This is a genomic window from Streptomyces sp. NPDC004667 (assembly GCF_040609475.1).
In the GTDB taxonomy this organism is placed as follows: Bacteria; Actinomycetota; Actinomycetes; order Streptomycetales; family Streptomycetaceae; genus Streptomyces.
The window spans coordinates 129,672-149,013 of record NZ_JBEXKC010000005.1 but is presented as its reverse complement, the minus strand read 5'-3'; the positions used below and the strand labels follow the sequence as shown (position 1 = coordinate 149,013).

Here is a 19,342-nt window from a genome sequence, read left to right as displayed (position 1 = left end):
TTCTCGTGGAAAACCTGAAAATGCAGGCCCGTGGCGCGGCCCTGGGTCTCCTCAACACGCTCAAGGCGATGCCCGACGTCCAGGCGCTCTACGTCCTTTCCTCCTCGGCCGTCGCGCCGCGCAACGTCACCCGGTTCAGCACCGACTCGGACTTCGACCTGGCCGTCATCCTCGACATCCCGATCAAGGAGGACGAGTGGAGGCCGCGGCCGGCGGACACGTACGCCCTGGTCCGCGACCGGCTCCCCGCCTGGATCCCGGAGTTCAGCTTCCACCTGCCGGTCCCCTGGGGACGGATGGAGGTCAACGTCCACCAGCTCCTCTTCCAGTACGAGGCCGACCCGCGCACGACGTGGAACAGCGACAAGTGCGACGCCTACGGGAACAAGGGCGAGCCACTGTTCGACCGCGAGGAAGCCTTCGAGGCGCTGATCTCCCACAAGACGCGGGAGCAGCTGGAGCGCCTGGAGGGCGAGACCCACCGGCTGTACAACCGGATCACCTGGGACGTGCGTGAGATCCCGCTCCGCATGGCGCGGCGGGTCGGGGTGCCTACGGGCCACTTCGTCCTGTCGGGGGCGCTGGACGAGGTAGTGGACTGGATGTACGCCCGCTCGGGCCGGCTGCTGCCGAACATGAAGTGGAAGCTGTACTCCCTCGGCGCGCTCGGTCTGATCAGCGGTGAGCAGGAGAACCTGCTGATCGAGGCCCAGCAGTGCGACCCGCTGTCGATGGTCGACCTGGAGCGGCGGTGTGAGGCGCTGGGGGAGTTCTGCCAGTCCGCCGGGATGGACCTGAGCGCGGGCGCGATCGAGGCCGTAAGGAAGGCGTACCAGCGGGCCAACCACCACCTGCTCGGGGACGAGGCAGCGGTGTTCGCCACCCTGCCGTCCCCGCAGTTCCTTCCCTCCGGCGGGCGTGGCGCTTCCAGTTAGACGCTTATGTCCGGGCGTCAGTACGCTGCGTGATCCGCTTACACAGGAGGCATGATGTCGATCAAGGTCCACAACACGCTCACCGGCCAGACTGAGGAGTTCCGCCCCGAGCGGGAGGCCGAGGTGCGGATGTTCGTGTGCGGACCCACCGTGTACGGCCCCAGCCACGTCGGGCACGCGAAGACGTACACGCAGTTCGACTTCATCGCCCGGTACCTGGAAGCGAGCGGGTACAAGGTCACGTACCTCCAGAACATCACCGACGTGGACGACAAGATCATCCGGCGGTCGGCGGAGGAGGGCGTCCCGCCGGAGGAGATCGCGGCGCTCTTCGAGAAGCAGTACCTGGAGGACATGGCCGCGCTGGGGAACACCCGCGTCGACGTCCACGCGCGAGCCCACGACCACATCGACGGCATCGTGGACCAGATCAAGCGGCTGATCGAGCGGGGCCACGCCTATCAGCTCGATGACGGCTGGTACTTCGACCTGGCCTCGTTCCCCGCGTACGGCAAGCTCTCCGGCCGCACCGACCTGCGCCCCGAGGACTCGGTGTCGCGGATCGACGACAACTCGAAGAAGCGCAACCCGGGCGACTTCGCGCTGTGGAAGGGCCGTAAGGACGGCGAACCGTTCTGGGAGACCGAGCTGGGCCAGGGCCGGCCCGGCTGGCACATCGAGGACACCGCGATCACGGAGACGTTCTTCGGACCCTCGTACGACCTGCACGGCGGGGCCGTGGACCTCATCTTCCCGCACCACGAGGCCGAGGTGGCCCAGATGGAAGCCGCCTCCGGGATCGAGCCGCTGGCCCGCTACTGGATGCACACCGGACTGCTGCGCGTCGACGGCGAGAAGATGTCGAAGAGCACCGGCAACTTCCTCACCATCCGGGACGCCCTCACCCGGACGGACTTCCGCACCCTGCGGCACGCGTTCCTCTCCCAGCACTACCGCTCTTCTATGGAGCTGAGCGATTCCACGCTGGAGCAGGCCCGGGGGGCACGCCGCCGGATCGAGAACTTCGCCCGGACCATCGACCCCGCGCACACGGACAGCCAGGAGAACACTGCACGCGCCGCCGACACCTGGAGGGAGATGCGTGAGCGCCTGGACGACGACTTCGACACCCCCGGCGCCCTGGCCGTCCTCTTCCAGTTCATCCGCGAGCAGAACCGCATGGACGAGCCGGCCGGACCGGCCGCTCAGCGGCTGATCGAGGACGTGAACAACCTCTTCGGAACCTTCGACATCCCCGGCGCCGCCCAGAGCGACGCCGCCGTTGACGAACTCGTAAAGGAGCGCGACCGGCTCCGTGCGGCGAGGAAGTTCGCCGAAGCCGACGCGATCCGAGACCAGCTCACCGAACAGGGCGTGATCCTCGAAGACTCGCCCGAAGGCACCCGTTGGTGGAAGGAGCCCACCTCATGACCTGGAAGAGCCGCTTACCGCTCATCGTGGAGAGCGCGATCCCCCTCAGCCTCTGCGGGGCGCTGATGGACCACGTGAAGAGCCAGACCGCCCACCCGCGCACCTACCAGGGCGTCATTGACGAATCGCTGCGGAAGAGCGAGTACGTCGAGGTCCCGACGCACTTGGAGGAGGCGGCCATCTACTACTCGGCCCTCTACCTGCGCGACCACTTCGAGATCGCCGCGAAGCGCATACCCACCCAGCCCGCGGTGGTCTACCGCTACGGCCCCGGAGTCGGTTTCGTCGCCCACCACGACGAGGTCACCGACATCGAACGCGAGCGGGCCCGTACCAACGGACAGCCCATCGTCGGCGGCGACCTCACCCTTGTGATCTGGCTCAACACCCCAGACTCCTACGGCGGAGGCGAGCTCTTCTTCGAGAACCCCGCCCAGGAAATCAAGCCCCCCTGCGGGAGTCTGGTCGCCTTCCCGGCCACCCGCGACCACATCCACGGCGTACGGCCGATCACGAGCGGCGAACGCGTCACCCTCGTCGTGCGCACCGATGCCGAACGCCTTTGAGCACCGGCTACCGCCCTGTCAGAGAGGGCAACCCGGCTGCCAGGATGAGCGGCATGACGACGATCGACGGTGAGGTAGCACCCGGCTTCGAACCGGTCCGCGAGGCGTTCGAAGCGAACTTCAACCGACACGGGGACATCGGCGCGGCCGTGTGCGTCTACCAGCACGGCCGCCCAGTGGTGGACCTTTGGGGCGGAGTCGCCGACCCGAAGACCGGTCGTCCATGGGCGCGGGACACCCTGCAACTCGTCTACTCAGCAACCAAGGGAGCCACCGCGACCGCAGCGCACATGCTGGCCGAGCGCGGCATGCTCGACCTTGACGCACCGGTGGCCCGGTACTGGCCGGAGTTCGCAGCGAACGGCAAGGCGGACATCCCCGTCCGCTGGCTCCTGTCCCACCAAGCCGGTCTGGTCGCGCTGGATCACCCTCTGCCGCTCGCCGAGGCGCTGAGCTGGGAGCCCATGGTGGCAGCGTTGGCGGCCCAGCGACCCCAGTGGACTCCAGGTACTGCACACGGGTACCACGGCCGAACGTGGGGCTGGCTGGTCGGCGAGGTGATCCGCCGAGCCGCCGGCCGCTCGACGGGCCGGTTCTTCGCCGAGGAGATCGCGCGCCCGCTGGGACTGGACTTCTTCATCGGCCTGCCCGAGGGGGAACGCGATCGAGTCAGCCGTATGGCGTACCGGCCACCGGCCGTGGACCTTACGGCGGTGCCCGCCGAGTCGGTTCCCGAGGATCTTCGTGAACAGGTCGCCGCTTGGCGGGACCCGAACTCACTGAGCAATCGGGCGTTCGCGGTCACCAACCCGGCCGCGATCGACTTCGACTCGCCCCAGGTGCAGGCTGCGGAACTCCCCTCCTCCAACGGCATCGGCACCGCACGGGCACTAGCCCGCATGTACGCGGCACTGATCGGCGAGGTTGACGGAGTACGCCTCCTTGCCCCGGAGACCCTGGCATCGGCGACCAAGGAACAGGCCGGCGGGAAGGATCAGGTGATGCTGATTCCCAGCCGATTCGGCACCGGCTACATGCTGCCCACGGAAGGCAACGCCATGACCGGCCCACAGGCGTTCGGCCACACAGGCCGCGGTGGCTCACTTGCCTTCGCCGACCCAAAACACGGCATCGCCTTCGGCTACGTGATGAACCACATCGTCAGCGGCTCGGACGACGTCCGGGCGGCTACGCTGGCGGAGGCGGTGCGGAAGGCGGTGGCGTAACAGCAGCGCCTCAGACTCACGCCCACCACGAGAACGGCCCCGTCCGGCGAGGACTGGGGCCGTTGGCATGTCGGCTCGGGATAGTCTTCTTTAGCAAGTCTGCGTACCTCCGGAGACGAGGAACGACAGCCGGGCCTCGACCATGGCCCTCAGGAGGCGCTGCCCGCCCGGGGGCAGGGTTCCCGCGGCCACGAGCTCGTCCAGCGTGAACGCCTTGGGCCGCACCACGCGCAGCGACAGGCAGGCCGACCCGACCGCCACCGGGGGAAGCACGGCGTGCAGCCGGGTGCCGTCCGGCATCCGGGCGTCCACCCAGGGCCGGGCGTCGTCCAGCCGCCGCCCGGCGACGGCGGCCAGCCGCTGGGCCAGCCTGCGCACGGCCTCGGCGTCGGCGAACGTCACCTCCGTCAACTCCAGCCCGCCGCCCCGGTCCACCCACACCCGGTCGGGGGCGGCCACCAGTACATCGGTGACCTCGGGGTCGGCGAGCAACCGCTCCAGCGGCCCCGCACCGACCAGCTCGGACCGCAACTCCGCTGCCACTCCCAGCACTTCCGAGTCCCCGAGCAGCCGGCCCTGTGCCCGCAGGGCCGCCACGACCCTGGCCGGAGTGGGTTCCGCCCCGGTCTCGGCGAGGTGCTGGCGCACCGCGTCCAGCAGTGGCGCGCTCATGCCGGCACTCCTTGCGCGGAGCCCAGGGCCCGCTGCCAGAAGCCGTCGCAGAACCGGGCCAGCGCGCCCCGCGCACCCGGCGGCTCCCCTTCCTGCACCCGGCCGGGAAGTCCCACCTCCACGGGCACCTCCCCGGCCAGCGGTGCCCCCAGCAGCGCCGCCACCGCTTCGGCGTCGAGCCCTTCCCGGCAGCGGCCCCGTACGACCACCCGCACGTCCCGGGCCACCATCCGCACCCCGGCGGCCACCCGGCCCGCCGCGGCCACCGACCGCAGCTCGCCGGGCACCACGAGCAGCACCAGGTCGAGCTGGGCCAGCACCTCCGCCACGGCCTCGTCCACCCGCCGGGGAAGGTCGACCACGACCACGCCGCCCCTCCTGCGCGCGGCGGCCACGACCGACCGCATCGCGGCGGGCGGCACGACCACCCGTTCGCCGCGGTCCCAGCTGAGCACCCGCAGCGCGTGCAGTTCGGGCAGGGACTCCTCCAGGGCGCCCGACCCGACCCGGCCGCGCGAGGCGGCGAAGTCGGGCCAGCGCAGCCCCTCGGCGCTCTCGCCCCCGAGCAGGACGTCCATGCCGCCGCCGAGCGGGTCGCCGTCGATGAGGATGGTGCGCTCCCCGGCCCGGCCCGCGCCGAGCGCGAGGGCGCAGGCGAGGGTGGAGGCGCCTGCTCCGCCGCTGCCGCCGATCACACCGACGGCCAGGGCGGGGCGTCCGGCCCCTTCCACCACGTCGGCGATGCGGTCGACGAGCAGGCTCTCGGCGTCGGGGAGCCGCAGTACCTCCTCGGCACCGATCTCCACCGCCCTCTGCCACACCAGGGGGTCGTCGAGGTCCCGGCCGACGAGGAACACCCCGCCGCGGCGCGGCGCTCCGCCCACCCGGCGCGCGGCGTCGTCGCCGACCAGGACGAGCGGGGCCGATTCCCATCCCACGCCACCGCGCGGCCCACCACCCGCGAAGGCGCTCCCGTCGTCCCCGCTCCCGCGCGCACCACCGGCCCCGCTTTGCTCGGGCACCGCATGGTGCACGTGCGGTTCGGCGCCGGCGGCGGCGCACAGCCGCAGCAGGTCGTCGAGCAGCAGCGGGTCCTCGGTGATGATCAGCGGCCGCCCGCCACCGGGCAGCGCCCCGGGCGCACCTGCGGCCCGCCCGCCCCCGCCGGTCACCACGGGCTCCGGCCCTTCACACGACTTCGATCCAGCCACGATCTCCGCCCCCTTCTCACCGCAAATCCACGTGCCGCGGACTTCGCGGCTGGAATCACGGTGCAGCGATCCGGAAAAGGGAGTGGATCTTGCTCCAAAACTGTGGACGAGAAGGCCCTTGTGAATAACTTCGCCACCCCATCAGGTGAGTTCCGGAGCGCGCCGGAACCACTACGCAGCGTGACGAGTTCGAGGGGGTGAGGGCCTGAGCCATGCGGGCCCGCAGACGAGGGAGGGTCGAGCGGATGACCACTGAAGGCCGAAGGCACGGGACGCGAACCGCGTCCGGACATGCGACGACCCCCGCCGGGGGGGAGAGCGGGGGTCGTCCCCACGGTCCGACTCGGGGGGGGAGGAGCCAGACCGGGTTAGCACGGTCGCGAACGATCCGTGACTTCCATGGTGTACCCGAGAGCCTTCTCAGGCAAACCCACGCGCCACACCTTACGCCGAATGGTGGGCGCATATGCTCGGGTCGTGGAAAATCAGCCCTTGCCGCACTCCTTGCCTCGGACCGCCGCCTTCTTCGACCTGGACAAGACGGTCATTGCGAAGTCCAGCACTCTGACGTTCAGCAAGTCCTTCTACCAGGGCGGCCTGATCAACCGGCGGGCCGTGCTGCGCACCGCGTACACGCAGTTCATCTTCCTGGCCGGCGGAGCCGACCACGACCAGATGGAGCGGATGCGCGAGTACCTCTCCGCCCTCTGCAAGGGGTGGAACGTGCAGCAGGTCCGGGAGATCGTCGCCGAAGCCCTCCACGACCTGATCGACCCGATCATCTACGACGAGGCCGCATCCCTCATCGAGGCCCACCACACCGCGGGCCGTGACGTGGTGATCGTGTCGACGTCCGGCGCCGAAGTCGTCGAGCCGATCGGCGAGATGCTCGGGGCGGACCGGGTCGTGGCCACCCGCATGGTGGTCGGCGCCGACGGCTGCTTCACCGGGGAGATCGAGTACTACGCCTACGGGCCCACGAAGGCGGAAGCCGTCCGGGAGCTCGCCGAGTCCGAGGGCTACGACCTGGCCCGGTGCTACGCGTACAGCGACTCGTTCACCGACGTGCCGATGCTCGAAGCCGTCGGGCACCCGCACGCGGTCAACCCGGACCGGGCATTGCGCCGGGAGGCCGTGGCGCGCGAGTGGCCGGTTCTGGTGTTCAGCAGGCCGGTACGGCTCAAGCAGCGGCTGCCCGCGCTCTCGATGCCCGCGCGCCCGGCCCTCGTCGCCGCCGCGGCGGTGGGCGCGGCCGCGGCCACCGCCGGTCTCGTCTGGTACGCCAGCCGCCGTCGGGCCTCCGCCACCACCGCCTGATCCCCGCTGCCACCGCACCGCCGGGTGTCCTGACCTGGGGCGTTTTGGACTGTCCGAATCGCCCCGGGTCATCCCGGAAAGTAAAGAACTCCAGCCAGGGGTTTCGCTCGGCTCGGAAGCGGAGTACAAAGGAGTCAACGGCCCGCGAGACCAAAGAACATCCGAGAGGATCATCTTTAAAACGCAGTAAGGCCCACGGACCGAAGCATGAACGCCGAGCACCCACGCGACGTCGACCCGTCGATTACGGGCCAGCCGCACCAGGTAACCGGGCAAAGCTCCCGACCTGATGGGCACATATCGAGGACGCTTGGTAACTGGGCGCGAATGCCAGCGGCGACACCACAGCAGTACGGTGTCGCCGCAACCCTGTTCCGGCCCCTGCGCGCCCCGACCCGGCCCCCGGCGCCCCTGAGAGCACCGGGCCCCGAACCGGAGACCCCTCCTCCTACGCCGCGCCGCGCTGGAGGGCTTCGCAGACCGCCGTCGACTCCCGCACCCCGAGCTCGATCGCGCGGCCACAGTGCGCGATCCAGGCGGCCATCCCCTCCGGGGTCCCGGAGACGTAGCCCTCGAAGGCCTCCAGATAGGCCTTCACGCCCTGCTCGGCGTGACCGACCTCCGCCGGACAGATCGCCTTCGGATCGAGGCCGCTGTTGATCAGCACGATCCGCTCGGCCGCGCGCGCGACCAGGCCGTTGTACGAGCCGAACGGCCTCAGCGCCAGGAGCTCGCCGTGCACCACCGCACCCGTGATCAGGGCGGGAGCCGAGCCACCCGCGATGATCAGCCGGGACAGGCCGTCCAGCCGGCCCGCCACCTCGTCGGCGCCGGGCAGCGGAAGGTCCACCAGCGGCTCGTCCACCGGCTCCCCGGCCAGCCGCGGCCGGCCCACGACGTCCCCGGCCGCGGTCGACCCGGACGCCACCAGGTGCAGCCGCGCGAGGACCCGCAGCGGCGACTGGCGCCAGATGCTCAGCAGCTGGCCCGCCTCGGCCGTCAGGCGCAGCGCGGCACCCACCGTCAGCGCCTGCGCCTCGGCGCCGAAGTCGGTGCGGCGGCGCACCTCCTCCAGCGCCCAGTCCGCGCCGGACAGCGCCGCACTGCCCCGCGCGCCGCGCAGCGCGGCCTCCGAGGTGATCTCCCCGCTGCGCCGGCGCATGACGCGGTGCCCGTAGACCCGGTCCACGGCCTTGCGTACGGAATCCACGGACTCTGCGACTCCCGGGAGCGAACCCAGGGCCGCCAGCGGGTCAGAAGCGCTACTCATAAGTAGGGAGCCTACGCACTGCGCGGCCGTAGCACCGACCCCTCCTTGGAGTGGTCTTCTTCACTCACCTTGACCACACCGCGCTACCATGCCACTACGCTTGGTGAACATGAAGATCGCTTTCGTGGGAAAGGGCGGCAGCGGCAAGACGACCCTGTCCTCCCTCTTCATCCGCCACCTCGCAGCCAATGAAGCCCCCGTCGTCGCGGTGGACGCCGACATCAACCAGCACCTCGGCGCGGCCCTCGGGCTCCCCGAGGACGAGGCGGCCGCACTGCCCGCCCTGGGTGCGCACCTCCCCCTCATCAAGGAGTACCTGCGCGGTTCCAACCCGCGCATCGCATCCACCGACAGCATGATCAAGACCACCCCGCCCGGCGCCGGCTCGCGACTGCTGCGGGTCACCGAGGACAACCCCGTCTACGAGGCCTGCGCGCGCACGCTGCTGCTCGACGGGGAGCCCGTGCGGCTGATGGCCACCGGGCCGTTCACCGAGGCCGACCTCGGCGTGGCCTGCTACCACTCGAAGGTCGGCGCGGTGGAGCTCTGCCTCAACCACCTGGTCGACGGCCCGGACGAGTACGTCGTCGTCGACATGACGGCCGGCTCGGACTCCTTCGCCTCGGGCATGTTCACCCGCTTCGACATGACCTTCCTCGTGGCCGAACCGACCCGCAAGGGCGTATCCGTCTACCGGCAGTACAAGGAGTACGCGCGGGACTTCGGCATCGCGCTCAAGGTGGTCGGCAACAAGGTGCAGGGCCCGGAGGACATCGAGTTCCTCCAGGACGAGGTGGGAGAGGACCTGCTGGTCACCTTCGGGCACTCCGACTGGGTGCGGGCGATGGAGAAGGGCCGCCCCGCGCCGTTCGACCTGCTGGAGGCGACCAACCGGCTCGCGCTGCAGTCACTCCAGGACGCGGCCGAGGACTCGTACGCCGACCGCGACTGGGACAAGTACACGGAGCAGATGGTCCACTTCCACCTGCGCAACGCGGAGAGCTGGGGGAACGCCAAGACCGGGGCCGACCTGGCGGAGCAGGTCGACCCCGGCTTCGTCCTGCACGAGGCCCTGGTCAGCCCTCGTTCGACTCCTCAGCCGGCGTGACCGCGGCCGGGGCCGTCGGCGGCGCGGGCGGCGGCCCCGCGGTCAGGAACTTCGTCCACCCGTCCTTCGGCGCCTGGCCGACGCCGAGGGTGCGCATCCACTCCAGCGCCTTCGGGTCCTGGGCGTCCAGCCAGTCCGCGAGCTCGCGGAAGGGCACGCACCTGACCTCCGGCTTGGTGCACATGGTCTGGATGGACTCCTCGATGGCACGCATGTAGGTGCCGCCGTTCCACGACTCGAAGTGGTTGCCGATGATCAGCGGCGCCCGGTTTCCCTGGTAGACCCGGTCGAAGGCCTGGCGCAGGCCGTCGCGCATCTGGTCGCCCCAGTACTCGTGCTGGGAGGGGTCGCCCTGGGTGGTCGTACCGGACTGGTTGACCATGTAGTTGTAGTCCATGCTCAGGGTGTCGAAGGCGCGCCCGGGCATGGGCACCAGCTGGAGCGGGAGGTCCCAGAGCCCGTCCGTCTTCTTCGGCCAGATCTGCTTGCTGATGCCGCTGGAGTCGTAGCGGAAGCCCATGTCCTTCGCCGCCAGCATGAAGTTCTTCTGGCCTTCGAGGCAGGGTGTGCGGGCGCCGATGAGTTCCTTGTCGTAGTCGAAGGGGAGCGCCGCCAGGTCCTTGAGCGCCGGGGTGTTCGTCTTCCAGTTCTTGACGAAGGACTTGGCCTGGTCGATCTCGCTCTTCCACTCCTCCACGGACCAGGTGCCGACACCCCGGTCGGGGCCGCAGAAGTGGCCGTTGAAGTGGGTGCCGATCTCGTTGCCCTCCAGCCAGGCCCCGCGGACCTGGCCGGCGGTGTCCTTGATGCCCTGGAGGTCGCCGAAGCCGATGTCGGAGAGGCCCGCGGAGTGCTGGGGGGCCGTGTAGAGGGAACGCTTTTCCTCCGGGAGCATGTACACACCGCTGAGGAAGTAGGTCATCCGGGCGTTGTTCTGCTTGCCCACCTCACGGAAGTGCGAGAAGAGCTTCTGGCTGTCCTCACCCGCGCCGTCCCACGAGAACACCACGAACTGCGGGGGCTTCTCACCGGGCTTCAGCCGCTGCGGCTTCTGCACGTTCGGCTGGGAGCCGGTGTAGGCGGTCGAACCGTCGCCGATGGGGCGGTTGACACTGCCGGGGGCTTCCGGGGCGGCGGCGCCCTTCTTCGTGTTCTGGTTGCCGGGGGCACCGGGAGCGCCGGGGCGGGCGGGCCCGGAGGCGCTGCAGCCGGCGACACCCAGCACCAGGGCCGTGGCGACCAGGCCGCCGGCGATCTTCTTCGTGGCGGCGATCATCCGCACACCTCTCCCTCGCAGTTCCATCGCGGGACTTCCGTGACGCAACGTCCCACGCGGTCCGCTTTAAGGAAGGTATGACAAGGCAGACAAAATACTTAATCACTCCTGAGTGCTAATTCGTCGCCCATTTGCCCGCATTGCCTACCAGCGACCTTTACTCTCCATTACCATCCATTTACCGAGTGTTGAGACTCCCGCCGCTTCATCACCTCCCCCGAGGAGACGGGAACCGATGACGACAGCCGCCACACCCCCCTCCACGAACCAAGGACCCGACGGTGACGGGCCCCGCCCCAAGGGGCTCCATGCGGACCTGTCCGCGTCCGTCGCCGTCTTCCTGATCGCGCTTCCCCTCTCGCTGGGCATCGCCCTGGCCACCGGAGCCCCCCTGCAAGCGGGGCTGGTGGCCGCCGCGGTGGGCGGGATCGTGGCCGGGCGGCTCGGCGGCGCCCCGCTCCAGGTGAGCGGGCCGACCGCCGGACTCACCGTGGTGACCGCCGGGTTGATCCAGCACTACGGCTGGCGCACCACCTGCGCCATCACCGTCCTGGCCGGCTGCTGCCAGCTAGGACTGGCCTTCCTGCGCACCGCGCGCTCGGCCCTGCTGGTGAGTCCGGCGATCATGCACGGGATGCTGGCCGGCATCGGCGTGACCATCGCGCTGGCCCAACTGCACATCGTGCTCGGCGGCACCCCGCAGAGCTCGGCCGTCGCCAACGTACTCGGGCTGCCGGCCCAGTTGGCCGATCTGCATCCGGCCGCGCTCGGGGTGAGCGCGCTGACCCTGTGCGTCCTGCTGCTCTGGCCCCGGATCCCCGGGCGCGCCGGGCAGGCCCTGCGCAAGGTGCCCGCCGCACTGGCGGCGGTCGCCGCGGCCACCGCCGGCGCCGCCCTGGCCGGGCTCGACCTGCCCCGGGTGGACCTGCCCTCCTGGAGCAGCCACGCACTGCCCGAGCTACCGCAGGGCCCGGTGCTCGGGATCATCGCCGCCGTGCTGACCATCACCCTGGTCGGCAGCGTCGAGTCCCTGATGTCCTCCGTCGCCACCGACAAGCTGATCGCCTCCGAGCGCGGTACGGGCGACCGCCCGCCCCGCGCCGACCTCGACCGCGAGCTGCGCGGACAGGGCGCCGCCAACATCGTCTCCGGGATGCTCGGCGGGCTCCCCGTCGCGGCCGTGGCCGTACGCAGCGCGGCGAACGTCAAGTCCGGTGCCGTAAGCCGTAAATCAGCCATGTTGCACGGACTGTGGGTGGTGCTCGCGGCCGGACTGCTCGTCCCCGTGCTCGACCTGATCCCGCTCGCCGCCCTGGCGGCGCTGGTGCTGGCCGTCGGCATCCAGGTGGTCAGCATCACGCACCTGAGGACCGTCACCCGGTACCGGGAGGTACTGGTCTACGCGGCCACCATCGTCGCCGTGGTCCTGGGCGGGGTCCTCGAAGGCGTCGCCGTGGGCATCGCCGTGGCCGTGGCCCTGGCCATGCACCGGCTGGCGCGCACGAGGATCACCCTGGACGAGACGGACGGCGTCCACCGGGTCCGGGCGCGCGGGCAGTTGACCTTCCTCGCCGTGCCGCGCCTGAGCCGGGTGCTGAACTCGATCCCGCACGAGGGTCACGCCGTGGTCGAGTTGGACGGCTCGTTCATCGACCACGCCGCCTACGAGATCCTCCAGGACTGGCAGGACACGCACCTGGCCCACGGGGGTTCGGTGGAACTCACCGGCCGGGGCGGGACCGCCATCTCCCGCGGTGGCCACGCCCGGCCCACCGGGGCGACGCCCGGAACCGGCGCCGGCGTGCGGCCGGGCCAGGGCTCCCCCACCGGGTCCGGGCGGGCGCCGGCGGGCGGGAGCACCGCGATCGGCGGGGCGGGCGGCCACCGCGGCGAAGGCCGGGGAGCGCACCAGTGCTGCCGCCCGTGGACCCCTTGGCAGAACCACTGCGACCACCGCACCCCGCCCGCCACGCACCCGGCGGTCGCCGCCCACGGCCCGGCGGGCGAGGCGGCCGGGACGATCCCGAGCGCGGCCGAGCCCCGCGACGCCGGGACGGCCTCACCCCGGCGCCGCGGCGCGGGTCAACTCGCCAGCGGGATCGGCGCCTTCCAGCGGGACACCGCCCCACACGTCCGCGACGAGCTGGCCCGCCTGGCCCGCGAGGGACAGCGGCCCTCGCAGCTCTTCCTCACCTGCGCGGACTCCCGCCTGGTGACCAGCATGATCACGGCGAGCGGACCCGGCGACCTCTTCACCGTCCGCAACGTCGGCAACCTGGTCCCCCCGCCCGGAGCCGAAGCCACCGACGACTCGGTCGCGGCGGCCATCGAGTACGCCGTGGACGTGCTGAAGGTCGACAGCATCACGGTGTGCGGGCACTCCGGCTGCGGCGCCATGCAGGCCCTGCTGAACTCCCACCCGGGCGCCCCGATGACCCCGCTGCGCCGCTGGCTGCGACACGGCCTGCCCAGCCTGGAGCGGATGGCCAGCCGGCACCACGCCTGGGCCCGGATCGCGGGCCGGCTCCCGGCGGATGCCGTGGAGCAGCTCTGCCTGACCAATGTGGTCCAGCAGCTGGACCACCTGCGGGCCCACGAATCGGTGGCCCGCCGGCTCGCCGACGGCTCGCTGGAACTGCACGGGATGTACTTCCACGTGGGCGAGGCCCAGGCCTACCTGCTGTCCGGGGGCGAGGACTTCTTCGACTGTCGGGTTTTCGACAGCGTGGGCCAGAACGCCTGACCGAAATTCCGTCCGAACCGATACCCTCCCGTATCCGTGCAAGCTGTTGGCCCCTTCTCGCACCCTGCGGCGGGAGGGGGCCTTTCGCGCGCCGCGCGCGGCGCGCGCGTACGCTGCGGCGCACGGGCCGCCCAGTCGTGCTATAGGTCTAAACCAATTCTCGGCTACCCCTTGTCACCTGGGCGTCTGACCTGATGAGCTATGCCCGGGGACACAACGGACACCCTGGGAAAGGGAGATGTCGTGAGCAATGACAGCCTGGCCAATCTGCTCAAGGAGGAGCGGCGGTTCGCACCGCCCGCCGATCTGGCCGCCGCCGCCAACGTGACCGAGGCGGCGTACGCGCAGGCCGACGCGGACCGGCTGGGCTTCTGGGCCGAGCAGGCCCGGCGGCTGACCTGGGACACCGAGCCGACCGAGACGCTCGACTGGAGCAACCCGCCGTTCGCGAAGTGGTTCGCCGACGGCAAGCTGAACGTCGCGTACAACTGCGTGGACCGGCACGTCGAGGCCGGCAACGGCGACCGCGTCGCCATCCACTTCGAGGGCGAGCCCGGCGACAGCCGCTCCCTGACCTACGCCCAGCTCAAGGACGAGGTCTCGCAGGCCGCCAACGCCCTCACCGAGCTCGGTGTCCAGGCGGGCGACCGGGTCGCCGTCTACCTGCCGATGATCCCCGAGGCCGTCGTCGCGATGCTCGCGTGCGCGCGCGTCGGCGCCGCCCACTCGGTGGTCTTCGGCGGCTTCTCCGCCGACGCCGTCGCCTCCCGCATCCAGGACGCCGACGCCAAGCTGGTGATCACCGCCGACGGCGGCTACCGCCGCGGCAAGCCCAGTGCGCTCAAGCCCGCCATCGACGAGGCCGTCGCCAAGTGCCCGCAGGTCGAGCACGTCCTCGTGGTGCGCCGCACCGGCCAGGACACCGCCGTCACCGAGGGCCGCGACGTCTGGTGGCACGACGTGGTCGGCCGCCAGTCCACCGAGCACACCCCGCAGGCCTTCGACGCCGAGCACCCGCTCTTCATCCTGTACACCTCGGGGACCACGGGTAAGCCCAAGGGCATCCTGCACACCTCCGGCGGCTACCTCACGCAGGCCTCGTACACCCACCACGCCGTCTTCGACCTCAAGCCGGAGACCGACGTCTACTGGTGCACCGCCGACATCGGCTGGGTGACCGGGCACTCCTACATCGTCTACGGTCCGCTCGCCAACGGCGCCACCCAGGTGATGTACGAGGGCACGCCGGACACCCCGCACCAGGGCCGGTTCTGGGAGGTCGTGCAGAAGTACGGCGTCACCATCCTCTACACCGCGCCCACGGCGATCCGTACGTTCATGAAGTGGGGCGACGACATCCCCGCGAAGTTCGACCTGTCGAGCCTGCGCGTCCTGGGCTCGGTCGGCGAGCCGATCAACCCCGAGGCCTGGATCTGGTACCGCAAGCACATCGGCGGCGACCGCTGCCCGATCGTGGACACGTGGTGGCAGACCGAGACCGGCGCCATGATGATCGCCCCGCTGCCGGGCGTCACCGAGACCAAGCCCGGCTCCGCGCAGCGCGCGCTGCCCGGCATCGGTGCCACCGTCGTGGACGACGAGGGCCGCGAGGTGCCCAACGGTGGAGGCGGCTACCTGGTCCTCACCGAGCCGTGGCCGTCGATGCTGCGCACCATCTGGGGCGACGACCAGCGCTTCGTCGACACCTACTGGTCCCGCTTCGAGGGCAAGTACTTCGCGGGCGACGGTGCCAAGAAGGACGACGACGGCGACATCTGGCTGCTCGGCCGGGTCGACGACGTGATGCTGGTGTCGGGCCACAACATCTCGACCACCGAGGTGGAGTCGGCGCTCGTCTCGCACCCGTCGGTCGCCGAGGCGGCCGTCGTGGGCGCCAAGGACGAGACCACCGGCCAGGCCATCGTGGCCTTCGTCATCCTGCGCGGCAGCGCCACCGAGACGGACGCCCTGGTCGGGGAGCTGCGCAACCACGTGGGCGCCACCCTCGGCCCGATCGCCAAGCCGAAGCGGATCGTCCCGGTGCAGGAACTGCCGAAGACCCGTTCCGGCAAGATCATGCGCCGTCTGCTGCGTGACGTGGCGGAGGACCGGGCGGTCGGTGACGTGACCACGCTCGCCGATTCCTCGGTGATGGCGCTGATCCAGACCAAGCTGCCGAGCGCCTCCAGCGAGGACTGACGGGGCTGTCGGGACCGACGGGACTGGCGGGGCCTGCCAGGACTGACGGGACCGACGGACGGCGGACCACGGGTCCTGGAGGGCGTCCGGCGCACAACGCGCCGGACGCCCTCCTCCCGTTTAAGGTGAAGATCACCCGATACGACCGCGCGAACCCTGTAAAGTAAAGGAAGCGTCAACATCTGACGTTCAAAAGAGTCTCAGGGTGCGCCGGGAAGTCTGGTCGGCAACTGCATTTGCCATGCCGTCGCCCACCCGGAGGTTCCCACCGTGGCCACGCCCCCGCCCAGCACCCGCCGCAAGTTCCTCGGCAGGCTCTCCCTCCCCGAGCGCCGCTTCGTCGCCGACGCACTGCGCACCGAGACCGTCGGCGGGGTCCTGCTCCTGGCGGCCGCCATCGCCGCCCTCATATGGGCGAACATCCCGGCGATATCCGCGAGCTACGACAGCGTCAGGTCCTTCCACATCGGCCCCGCCGCCCTGGGCCTGGACCTCTCGCTCCAGCACTGGGCGGCCGACGGCCTGCTCGCGATCTTCTTCTTCGTCGCCGGCATCGAACTCAAGCGCGAGCTGGTCGCGGGCGACCTGAGCGACCCCAAGGCCGCCGCCCTCCCCGTGATCGCCGCCCTCTGCGGCATGGCCGTGCCCGCGGTGGTCTACACCCTGGTCAACACCTTCGGCAACGGATCGCTCGACGGCTGGGCGGTCCCGACGGCCACCGACATCGCCTTCGCCCTCGCCGTCCTCGCGGTCATCGGCACCTCGCTGCCGTCCGCGCTGCGCGCCTTCCTGCTGACCCTGGCGGTCGTCGACGACCTCTTCGCCATTCTGATCATCGCGGTGTTCTTCACCAGCAAGATCGACTTTCTCGCCCTCGGCGGGGCCCTCGCGGGGCTGGTCCTCTTCTGGTTCCTGCTGCGCCTCGGCGTCCGCGGCTGGTACGTGTACGTCCCGCTCGCCCTGGTCATCTGGGGCCTGATGTACAACAGCGGCGTCCACGCCACCATCGCCGGCGTCGCGATGGGCCTGATGCTGCGCTGCACCCGCAGGGACGGCGAGGAACACTCCCCCGGCGAACACATCGAGCACCTGGTCCGCCCCGTCTCGGCCGGCCTGGCCGTACCCCTCTTCGCCCTGCTCTCCGCCGGGGTCTCGCTCTCCGACGAGGCCATCGCGCAGGTCTTCACCCGCCCCGAAACCCTCGGCGTGGTGCTCGGGCTCGTCGTCGGCAAGACGGTCGGCATCTTCGGCGGCACCTGGCTCGCCGCCCGCTTCACCAAGGCCGAGCTGAACGAGGACCTCGCCTGGCCCGACGTACTGGCCGTGGCCTCCCTCGCCGGCATCGGCTTCACCGTCTCCCTGCTGATCGGTGAGCTGGCGTTCGCCACGGACCCCGTACTGACCGACGAGATCAAGGCGGCCGTCCTGCTCGGCTCCCTGATCGCGGCGGTCATCGCGTGCGTGATGCTCAAGCTGCGCGACCGCCGCTACCGGTCGCTGACCGAGGCCGAGGAGCGCGACGAGGACGCCGACGGGATCCCGGACATCTACGAGCAGGACAACCCGGCGTACCACCTGCGGATGGCGAAGATCTACGAGGAGAAGGCCGCCGAGCACCGCCGCAGGGCCGGGACCGCCGCCCCGGCCGGGCGCGGTCCCGCGGGTGGATCCACCCGGGAAGCGCCGGGCGGGTCCAGCACCGGCGCCGACCGTCCGGCATGATCTGACTGACGACGGAGGACAGCCGCCGACAGCAGACGACAGAGGGAGTCAGAGATGAGCGCAGTGGACCAAGGGGCTCCGGGAGTCGAGCGCACGCTCGGCCAGCTGGTCGCCTCGGCCACCGCCGAGATGTCGGCCCTGGTGCACGACGAGATCGCCCTCGCCAAGGTCGAGCTCAAGCAGGACGTCAGGCGCGCGGGCGTCGGCAGCGGCGCCGCCATCGTGGCGGGCGTGCTGCTGCTCTTCTCCCTCCCCGTACTGAGTTTCGCCGCGGCCTACGGCATCCACAATCTCGGGCTCGGCCTGGCCTGGTCCTTCCTCATCGTCGGCGTCGCGTTCTGGCTGCTCGCGGGCCTGACCGGGCTGCTGGCCATGACGAAGTTCAAGAAGCTCAAGCCTCCGGTGAAGACGGTCGAGTCCGTCAAGGAGACCGCCGCGGTCCTCGGAACCGTCAAGCCGCACCCGCGGCCGGTGAGTGACCAGGCCGTGGGTGTGGCACGCTCGTCTTCATGACAGCCCCCTCACCGGACTCCAGCCCCGCGCCCACCGCCGCCTCGGCGGTCCGGATCGACGTGCCGGGCGGGAGAAAGGTGACCCACCGGGACGTCGCCGCCAACGGCGCGCGCTTCCACGTCGCGGAGTGCGGCGACGGCCCGCTCGTCCTCCTGCTCCACGGGTTCCCCCAGTTCTGGTGGACCTGGCGGCACCAGCTGACCGCGCTCGCCGACGCCGGGTACCGCGCGGTGGCGATGGACCTGCGCGGGGTGGGCGGCAGCGACCGCACCCCGCGCGGCTACGACCCGGCGAACCTCGCCCTGGACATCACCGGAGTGGTGCGGTCCCTCGGCGAGCCGGACGCCGCCCTCGTCGGGCACGACCTGGGCGGCTACCTCGCCTGGACGGCGGCCGTGATGCGGCCCAAGCTGGTGCGCCGACTGGTCGTCTCCTCGATGCCGCACCCGCGCCGCTGGCGCTCGGCCATGCTGGCGGACTTCGGCCAGACCCGGGCCAGCTCCCACGTGTGGGGCTTCCAGAGGCCGTTCGTCCCCGAGCGGCAGCTGGTCGCCGACGACGGGGCCCTCGTGGGGGAGCTGATCCGGGAGTGGTCCGGGCCGCGGCTGCAGGCGCACGGCGCCGACGAGGAGGCCCTCGCCGTGTACCGGCGGGCCATGTGCATCCCCTCCACGGCGCACTGCTCCATCGAGCCGTACCGCTGGATGATGCGCTCGATGGCCCGGCCGGACGGGCTCCAGTTCTACCGGCGGATGAAGCGGCCCGTACGGGTACCGACGCTGCACCTGCACGGCTCGCTGGACCCGGTGATGCGCACCCGCAGCGCCGCCGGTTCCGGGGAGTACGTCGAAGCCCCTTACCGCTGGCGGCTCTTCGACGGACTGGGTCACTTCCCCCACGAGGAGGACCCGGTGGCCTTCTCCACCGAGCTGGTGAACTGGCTGAAGGACCCCGAACCCGACCGCTGACCGGCCGTCGGCGGACCATCCCCGGGCCATCCCCGGGGACCTCAAGGGCGGCTGACGGAGCGGCAGGCGTTTCGTGCGACTGTCATACGGACATTCAATTGCCCGGCGCATAGGCCAATTGGCCGCCCCTCGGGGGATTACGGACCCTGGGCCCCGGGCACAGCTCGTTGTATGGGCTGGACGCA

At 70.7% G+C, this 19,342-nt stretch carries 14 protein-coding genes and 1 pseudogene; 11 read left to right on the top strand and 4 right to left on the bottom strand.

Annotated elements, in window-relative coordinates:
* Positions 1-5: 5 nt before the first annotated feature.
* Genes ABZW32_RS04885 through ABZW32_RS04870 form a run of 4 tightly spaced genes read left to right on the top strand, consistent with a single transcriptional unit; the run spans position 6 to position 4,158 of the window.
* The gene (locus ABZW32_RS04885; RefSeq protein ID WP_356211206.1) at positions 6-935 is read left to right on the top strand and encodes a hypothetical protein; all 930 of its coding nucleotides are present in this window, start codon (positions 6-8) and stop codon (positions 933-935) included.
* Between the two features lie 51 nt (positions 936-986).
* On the top strand, positions 987-2,366 hold the full coding sequence (gene cysS / locus ABZW32_RS04880; protein ID WP_356211204.1) for a cysteine--tRNA ligase: 1,380 nt from the start codon (positions 987-989) through the stop codon (positions 2,364-2,366).
* Positions 2,363-2,932: a 2OG-Fe(II) oxygenase gene (locus tag ABZW32_RS04875; protein WP_356211201.1), complete on the top strand. Its 570-nt coding sequence runs from the start codon at positions 2,363-2,365 to the stop codon at positions 2,930-2,932. Before cysS ends, ABZW32_RS04875 begins: the two co-directional genes overlap by 4 nt.
* Positions 2,933-2,985: 53 nt before the next feature.
* On the top strand, positions 2,986-4,158 hold the full coding sequence (locus tag ABZW32_RS04870) for a serine hydrolase domain-containing protein (RefSeq protein WP_356211198.1): 1,173 nt from the start codon (positions 2,986-2,988) through the stop codon (positions 4,156-4,158).
* Positions 4,159-4,260: 102 nt separating this feature from the next.
* Here ABZW32_RS04870 and ABZW32_RS04865 read toward each other — a convergent pair.
* Positions 4,261-4,830, bottom strand: a pseudogene (locus tag ABZW32_RS04865) (ATPase, T2SS/T4P/T4SS family); the annotation flags it as partial.
* Positions 4,827-6,002 (bottom strand): septum site-determining protein Ssd, encoded by a 1,176-nt coding sequence (gene ssd, locus ABZW32_RS04860; RefSeq protein WP_356211270.1) that lies wholly within the window; start codon positions 6,000-6,002, stop codon positions 4,827-4,829. The gene ssd and the pseudogene ABZW32_RS04865, both read right to left, overlap by 4 nt.
* Positions 6,003-6,494: 492 nt before the next feature.
* Between ssd and ABZW32_RS04855 the strand changes: the two genes are divergently transcribed.
* On the top strand, positions 6,495-7,358 hold the full coding sequence (locus tag ABZW32_RS04855; protein WP_356211195.1) for an HAD-IB family hydrolase: 864 nt from the start codon (positions 6,495-6,497) through the stop codon (positions 7,356-7,358).
* 448 nt (positions 7,359-7,806) lie between these two features.
* On the opposite strand, the gene ABZW32_RS04850 is transcribed toward ABZW32_RS04855, so the two are convergent.
* Positions 7,807-8,628 carry an oxidoreductase gene (locus ABZW32_RS04850; RefSeq protein WP_356211193.1) on the bottom strand — a complete coding sequence of 274 codons (822 nt, stop codon included), beginning with the start codon at positions 8,626-8,628 and terminating at the stop codon, positions 7,807-7,809.
* 109 nt (positions 8,629-8,737) lie between these two features.
* On the opposite strand from ABZW32_RS04850, the gene ABZW32_RS04845 reads away from it, so the two are divergent.
* Positions 8,738-9,736 (top strand): ATP-binding protein, encoded by a 999-nt coding sequence (locus tag ABZW32_RS04845; protein ID WP_356211191.1) that lies wholly within the window; start codon positions 8,738-8,740, stop codon positions 9,734-9,736.
* Here the strand turns inward: ABZW32_RS04845 and ABZW32_RS04840 are convergent.
* Positions 9,705-11,012 (bottom strand): hypothetical protein, encoded by a 1,308-nt coding sequence (locus ABZW32_RS04840; protein WP_356211189.1) that lies wholly within the window; start codon positions 11,010-11,012, stop codon positions 9,705-9,707. The two genes, ABZW32_RS04845 and ABZW32_RS04840, sit on opposite strands and share 32 nt — an antisense overlap.
* 235 nt (positions 11,013-11,247) lie before the next feature.
* On the opposite strand from ABZW32_RS04840, the gene ABZW32_RS04835 reads away from it, so the two are divergent.
* The 5 genes from ABZW32_RS04835 to ABZW32_RS04815 all read left to right on the top strand — a co-directional run bounded on the left by ABZW32_RS04835 (position 11,248) and on the right by ABZW32_RS04815 (position 19,157).
* Positions 11,248-13,755 (top strand): SulP family inorganic anion transporter, encoded by a 2,508-nt coding sequence (locus ABZW32_RS04835; RefSeq protein ID WP_356211187.1) that lies wholly within the window; start codon positions 11,248-11,250, stop codon positions 13,753-13,755.
* A gap of 201 nt (positions 13,756-13,956) precedes the next feature.
* Positions 13,957-15,954 carry an acetate--CoA ligase gene (gene acs / locus ABZW32_RS04830; protein WP_356211185.1) on the top strand — a complete coding sequence of 666 codons (1,998 nt, stop codon included), beginning with the start codon at positions 13,957-13,959 and terminating at the stop codon, positions 15,952-15,954.
* A 270-nt stretch (positions 15,955-16,224) separates the two neighbouring features.
* Positions 16,225-17,676, top strand: coding sequence for a Na+/H+ antiporter NhaA (nhaA, locus tag ABZW32_RS04825; RefSeq protein ID WP_356211182.1), 1,452 nt, complete (start codon positions 16,225-16,227; stop codon positions 17,674-17,676).
* Positions 17,677-17,730: 54 nt separating this feature from the next.
* The gene (locus ABZW32_RS04820) at positions 17,731-18,189 is read left to right on the top strand and encodes a phage holin family protein (protein ID WP_356211180.1); all 459 of its coding nucleotides are present in this window, start codon (positions 17,731-17,733) and stop codon (positions 18,187-18,189) included.
* Positions 18,186-19,157, top strand: a complete 972-nt coding sequence (locus ABZW32_RS04815; protein ID WP_356211178.1) for an alpha/beta hydrolase — start codon at positions 18,186-18,188, stop codon at positions 19,155-19,157. Before ABZW32_RS04820 ends, ABZW32_RS04815 begins: the two co-directional genes overlap by 4 nt.
* The last annotated feature ends 185 nt before the right edge of the window (positions 19,158-19,342 follow it).

Excerpts from the sequence above, each read along its gene's own strand:
- ABZW32_RS04820 (WP_356211180.1), top strand. The coding sequence starts at position 17,731 with ATGAGCGCAGTGGACCAAGGGGCTCCGGGAGTCGAGCGCACGCTCGGC.
- ABZW32_RS04815 (WP_356211178.1), top strand. The coding sequence starts at position 18,186 with ATGACAGCCCCCTCACCGGACTCCAGCCCCGCGCCCACCGCCGCCTCG.
- ABZW32_RS04835 (WP_356211187.1), top strand. The coding sequence starts at position 11,248 with ATGACGACAGCCGCCACACCCCCCTCCACGAACCAAGGACCCGACGGT.
- acs (WP_356211185.1), top strand. The coding sequence starts at position 13,957 with ATGCCCGGGGACACAACGGACACCCTGGGAAAGGGAGATGTCGTGAGC.
- ABZW32_RS04850 (WP_356211193.1), bottom strand. The coding sequence starts at position 8,628 with ATGAGTAGCGCTTCTGACCCGCTGGCGGCCCTGGGTTCGCTCCCGGGA.
- cysS (WP_356211204.1), top strand. The coding sequence starts at position 987 with ATGATGTCGATCAAGGTCCACAACACGCTCACCGGCCAGACTGAGGAG.
- ABZW32_RS04870 (WP_356211198.1), top strand. The coding sequence starts at position 2,986 with ATGACGACGATCGACGGTGAGGTAGCACCCGGCTTCGAACCGGTCCGC.
- ABZW32_RS04840 (WP_356211189.1), bottom strand. The coding sequence starts at position 11,012 with ATGATCGCCGCCACGAAGAAGATCGCCGGCGGCCTGGTCGCCACGGCC.
- ABZW32_RS04845 (WP_356211191.1), top strand. The coding sequence starts at position 8,738 with ATGAAGATCGCTTTCGTGGGAAAGGGCGGCAGCGGCAAGACGACCCTG.
- ABZW32_RS04855 (WP_356211195.1), top strand. The coding sequence starts at position 6,495 with ATGGTGGGCGCATATGCTCGGGTCGTGGAAAATCAGCCCTTGCCGCAC.
- ABZW32_RS04875 (WP_356211201.1), top strand. The coding sequence starts at position 2,363 with ATGACCTGGAAGAGCCGCTTACCGCTCATCGTGGAGAGCGCGATCCCC.